5 protein-coding genes are annotated in these 5552 nt (G+C 48.2%); 3 read left to right on the forward strand and 2 right to left on the reverse strand.

Annotation, left to right across the window (positions count from 1 at the left end):
* Positions 1–268: 268 nt before the first annotated feature.
* Positions 269–2557, reverse strand: coding sequence for an ATP-binding protein (locus tag H6G00_RS29000; RefSeq protein ID WP_199318781.1), 2289 nt, complete (start codon positions 2555–2557; stop codon positions 269–271).
* Between the two features lie 251 nt (positions 2558–2808).
* Between H6G00_RS29000 and H6G00_RS29005 the strand changes: the two genes are divergently transcribed.
* Positions 2809–3711, forward strand: coding sequence for a hypothetical protein (locus H6G00_RS29005; RefSeq protein ID WP_190679397.1), 903 nt, complete (start codon positions 2809–2811; stop codon positions 3709–3711).
* Positions 3712–3830: 119 nt separating this feature from the next.
* Here the strand turns inward: H6G00_RS29005 and H6G00_RS29010 are convergent, their stop codons facing one another.
* Positions 3831–4142: a TIGR03792 family protein gene (locus H6G00_RS29010; protein ID WP_190645552.1), complete on the reverse strand. Its 312-nt coding sequence runs from the start codon at positions 4140–4142 to the stop codon at positions 3831–3833.
* A 323-nt stretch (positions 4143–4465) separates the two neighbouring features.
* Between H6G00_RS29010 and H6G00_RS29015 the strand changes: the two genes are divergently transcribed.
* Together H6G00_RS29015 and H6G00_RS29020 are read left to right on the forward strand one after the other, a co-directional pair.
* Positions 4466–4789, forward strand: coding sequence for a phasin family protein (locus tag H6G00_RS29015; RefSeq protein WP_190645549.1), 324 nt, complete (start codon positions 4466–4468; stop codon positions 4787–4789).
* 118 nt (positions 4790–4907) lie between these two features.
* Positions 4908–5498 (forward strand): FKBP-type peptidyl-prolyl cis-trans isomerase, encoded by a 591-nt coding sequence (locus H6G00_RS29020; RefSeq protein WP_190645548.1) that lies wholly within the window; start codon positions 4908–4910, stop codon positions 5496–5498.
* Positions 5499–5552: the final 54 nt, after the last annotated feature.

A 5552-nucleotide genomic window follows, 5' to 3' on the forward strand; every position in this document is an offset into this window, starting at 1 on the left:
TGAATTTGTTGGGTATCTGGCAGAAAATGTCGAAGGAATTCCACGTCCTTTGAAATCCTCAAGGGGAGATATCTTGATCATGCCCTAAGATCACCAAAAGCTGGGATGAGCCCCGGGAAGTTGACATATTTAATACTCAACTCACGGAGAGGGGAGTGAGAAGAGGGTGTTACTGTAGTAGGTTTTACATCGGCTAGTTTAGGCTTTAGAGACATTTTTTAACTACCCTGCTCCCTACTGCGAAGGGGGATTGACCTGTTGAAAAGTTTCAGCGCACTAGTTTATGGATAGGGTTTTTGATAGGTTGAGACTGAGCTAGTGGGAGCGTAAACCAGAAGGTTGAGCCAGCACCAGGACTGCTAATTACGCCAATTTTGCCACCGTGAGCGGTGATGATTTGCTGGCAGAGGTACAGTCCCAAGCCTAGTCCAGGCGATCGCCTCACATGAGAACCTCGGCTATACAGATCAAAAATCTGTTTACACAGGTCTGGACTGATACCAACGCCATTATCCTGCACGCTACAGCGCACCATTCCCGCTTCAACGATCGCCTTTAGCGTCAGCTTTATCCCAGGTGGGTTATATTTCAGCGCATTCGTCACCAGGTTTTCAAACACTCTCCACAGTTGAAGTGGGTCAGCGTGAACGGGCGGCAAATCAGCCGGAATAAAATTCGCCAAAACTGCCTGGTTGCGGTTGAGCAGGGGTTCTACATCGGCAATTACAGCTTGGGTAAAAGCTCTAAGGGAGGTAGGTTCAAATTGGCAAGTGACACCTTGAGTAGGACTGATGTGCGCTTCTAATAAGGAGTTAATTAAGTGAAGCTGGCGATCGCCCCCTTGCACCATTCGCTCTATCACATACCGAGGAACCTGCAGTGTTTCACCCGGTCGGTTGAGCAAATTTTGCAGTACCAGTGACGCTCCCAGCACTGGTGTTTTGAGATCATGAGCAACCGAGTGAAGGAAAATTCTCAACTGGCGGCGTGAGTCAAACTCATTTTGCTGGAGACGTTCGTAGGTATAAACGGTAATATCACAAATGCCACAAATCCAGAACAGATACCAGCCTATTTCAACCCAGTGCAGCGGATTCAGGTGGAAGCTTAGACCAAATGCCAGATTAAGACATGAGTAACCTATAAGTACACCAATTTGTGAAGCAACATGGAGTCGCCACCCTACGGGAATCAACGTCGCCATCATCAAAAACATAATTGTCCAAACCCCTATGTCTGGCTCTACCCATCCGGCGATCGCCACAAAGAGTTGTGAAATGAGAGGAATGGAGCAAGCAAAGCTAACAAACAATAACGCTGGACGAGCACGACCAAATTGACTCCGATAGAGAATAGACCACGCCGCCAAGTACAGCAAGATTGCAGCATAGGTGTATAGCCAGTAGCCTCTGTCCGAACCGTTCTGAGCGGCAAACACGTCTGGAACAAACAATGTTGTGGTGCAACCAAAAGCAATCCACCAAACGAGACGCAACCGCTCAATTAGAAATTGATAGCGCCAGACCTCGTAATCGATCGCGGAGGTATTGGTTTGAATGGCGGTACTGGGTGCAAGTTCCTTTAATCCAAGCGCTTTGCTGGCTTTTTTGACTCGCTTGAGCCCAACGTTAATCAATCCAGTCAGTAGTCCATTCACAGGAATGCGATTTCGCTGGGCTTGGATTAAACGATTTGAGCTTCTAGCTTTGTCTAGAAGTGAGTTCACCAGATCAAGTTGGCGATCGCTACTTGCTAACATGACTTCCAGCCGTAAGCGTGAAACGGACACCTGCTCCTTTGACTGATCCAGCAGATCTCTTAAGTCCTTCAAGCTGCCCAGTACTGGGGTTCGCAAATCTTCAGAGACAGTTTGAACGAAAGATTGAAGCTGCCGCCGTGACTCTACTTCAGCCCGCTTCAAATGCTCATATAAATAAACTCCCAGGTTGCAGATGAAGCAGATCCACAGCTGAAACAAAACCGCCCAGCCCTGTTGAATTAGGGGTAGATCTAAGTCTAAATCCAGAGCCGCTTTTAGCCCAAAATGAAACCCCAGTGCCCCTAGTTGAGCGAGTGCATGAAGCTTCCACCGCACTGGAATTAGAGCAACCAGCGTCAGAAATACCAGCGTGAACAGCGACACATCTAGATGAAACTGCCCATCCGGTAAGTTTTGGCTAAGGATAGCACGCTCAATCAGAGCAAATCCAATTAAAGACCCATACAATCCCAAAAGTAGGAGATCTGGATTGGCGTACTTTATTCGAGTTCTTTGTAAGAGCAAATTAACTACGACACAAATCAATGCGGCAGCGTTGCAGAGCAAGACTGTATCGGCAAGGCTTGGGTTGTAGAGGTAAAAATAAATGGATGATAGGGGCAGTTGAACTAGAGTCCACAGCAGCCCTGCCCAGGTTGCTAGAAACAGGCGATCGCGAAAGAACTTTTGTCGCCAAGCGGTGTAGTCAGCGGATTCCGAAACGGACGTAAAGGTTTTGATTCGAGCTAAGACAGCGTTAATCGGCAGAGCTTGCCATATTCTGTCTATTGCTTGCATAGCACCACCAGAGGCGTTGTTGATGTTGTTGAAGCTGTTGCGATCGCGCTACTTCTTTATCGACTGAAACTGAGGATTTTTGAAGCGCTTCTCTAAAGAATCTGACTAATCTCGCCTGAGGATAGTTGCTCATTCCCCAAATTGTCATCCTCCAACTGGTTCACTCAGGTGGGTGAGGAGTATCACAACTTAAAGTGCCAATGTAGCAGCAGGAAAAGGGCGATCGCGCAGTTGAGATTCAAGAGGTATCTATGGTTTCCTTCCGTCTTCTGCCAGCACTCATCTCAATCAGCCTTACTTTGCCACTAGGGACAGCTTCAGCTCAACTGACTCCAGAAAACGAAGCAGCCCTGCTGAGAGAAATGCTGAGACTAAGATATGCATCTGAGGGGGAAGAAAACGTTCAAATTCTGGTGGGACAGCTTCCTGACCCGCTACCTGCCGACTTTCCGCTGCCCGAAGAAGCACAAATTATTGGCTCAATTGTGCGGAGCTATGGCTTCACAGAGATTATGTTGCGAACTGCTCAGTCATCAGAAGAAGTTTACTCTTTCTTTCAGCAACAGTTGCTCGATACTGGATGGCAATTGCAAGAACCTCACGCATCCCCGAAAGGTTTTATTGTTCGACTCAGTGAAGCTCATATTAACGATTTAGCATCTAGAGAACTGCCTCGTCAGTTTTGCTCTACCTCTCAAGCCGCTCTGCTGAATGTTTCAGCCCAACCTTCACCTGATTCGTCTGCAACAACGGTACAGCTTTCATTGATTGCCGGCGGATTTGAGTCTGAGCCTTCATCTGGGTTTGACTGCTCTTTAGGTATAGTAGAGGCACCTTTGCCCGCTTTGCTCCCTCCCACTGATGCTGTAGTCCAAGGTAGTGGCAGCAGCAGTGGCAACGGGGATGCGAGTGCAGATGCTGTGATTGAAACTGATTTAGATGCTGAAGCGTTAATCAACCACTATGCCAGCCAGCTTCAGCAGGCAGGCTGGAGGCAGATTGAGGCATCCGAAAGAGGGCTTTCCCGCTGGAGCTATCAGGATGAGGAAGGCAGAGATTGGCAAGGTTCGCTACTAATTACAGAGATTCAAGGAACACCCAATCAATATGCAGCCTCTATTCAAATATTGAGGCGATCGCTCAACGACGGCTAAACGTGAGAAGCTTTACCCCTGTAGGGGCAAACGATTGTTCACCCCTACTAGAGCATTGCTGGCTATACGGTACCTGCTTGCTTAAAGATCACCTGAGTTTTTTCCTCAGCAGTAAACAATCACGACCGCTGAAATTTACGCACTTGGTAACCTGCGGATTCCACAATTTCATGGGTATCTTCTCCGATGGCGGCGTTGAAACGGGCTTCGATCTGTTCAAGTTCCTCTGGGGAAATGGATTGCCATTCCTCAAAGCTAGACCAACGCACAATAATAATCACCTCTGCTAAGTTGTCTGGACTGATCCACACCTCTTTGCCGAGAAAGCCAGGGTAAGTCGAAAGGGCAGCCGTCCAGATTTCCTCATCCTTTTGCACGAACTGCTCCCGCAGTTCTGGCGTGACATTGAACTTGAGCCATTCAATTACCATCTTTTCAACCTCAACAGAAACCATAAACCTAACGGCGTTGCTAACTTAGGGAGAATTTGTATGACGCACAAATTCATCCCAAAATGAAATAATGTACGGATAACCCGGCCCATTTGGAGAGCGGCTTCAGTGCTAAATTTGCCACAATAGACTCAGATCCCTTGCAAGAGATATCACGAGTCAGGCCTTCAGCAAAGGTGCAAATCTAATCTTTCAGCCTTGTTCTGTTTGTGAAGCAGTCTACTGTAGGCTGGAATCAGTCAGATTTTAGTCATTTCCTTTGCTTGACCTAGCCTCCCTTAGCACAGACATAGGAACACGGCATGGATAATAACAACTTTCTTAAGCAGATATTGATGATCGGCATTGGCACAACTTCTCTAGTTACGGAAAAGCTGCGAGAAGTGAGCGACCAGTGGGTCAAAGACGGTAAGCTAGACCCTGAGCAGGCTAACAGCTTTGTCAACGACCTGTTGCAACAGCTTAAATCTGAGCAAAGCAATTTTGAGTCGCAGATGCATCGTCAGTTGCGACACGTTTTGCAAGATTTGGGAGTGCCGCGCCAAAACGAGATGGATGAGCTGCGTGGGCGGCTCGATCGCCTGGAGCGGCAGGTGCGCGATCTGGAAAATAAACTTTGGCGCTAGCTTCAGCTAGGCTTCTAGCTGACCTGAAGTATTAAACTGGGAAGCGGATTCAATTCGGTGATTGCCGAAATTTGACTGATTGTCATGAATCCACTGTCGAACACAGGAGGACTGAATTGTGCGGGAAATTTTGATCAGCTTGGGAGTCATGGCGGTTTGTTTTGTGTTTCTGGTGGTGGCTCAATTTACTGGGACAAAGGAGGCGATCGCTGCTGAGTCTCAGCCCCCCACCCTAGAAGCTCCGGCAACTCCTGCTCAAAGCCCTGCCCAAATCTTTGCCCAAGCAATTGCGCAAGCACCCGAAATCGCGCAAGCTTCTGATCTGTTAACCCCTGATGCTACTGAACCTATGCCTGAAAACGCTGAGAATATTATCACTACCCCATCTGGCTTGCAGTATATCGATATCGAAGAAGGCACAGGTGCTACCCCGCAAGCAGGACAAACAGTAGTCGTTCACTACACCGGAACGTTGCAGAACGGCACTAAGTTTGATAGCTCTCGCGATCGCAACCAACCCTTTTCCTTTCCTTTGGGCGCGGGTCGAGTGATTCGCGGCTGGGATGAAGGCATCAGCACGATGAAAGTAGGCGGCCGCCGTCAACTGATCATTCCGCCTGAGTTAGGCTATGGTGCTCGTGGTGCGGGTGGTGTGATTCCCCCCAATGCCACGCTGATCTTTGACGTGGAGCTATTGAGAATTAGCTAGTACTGCTTGATCGGCAGTTATAACGTTTCTCTAAAAAGAGGTTACAGATGGAAG

Origin of the sequence: Leptolyngbya sp. FACHB-541 (assembly GCF_014695875.1) — a bacterium.
In the GTDB taxonomy this organism is placed as follows: domain Bacteria; phylum Cyanobacteriota; class Cyanobacteriia; order Elainellales; family Elainellaceae; genus JAAUTN01.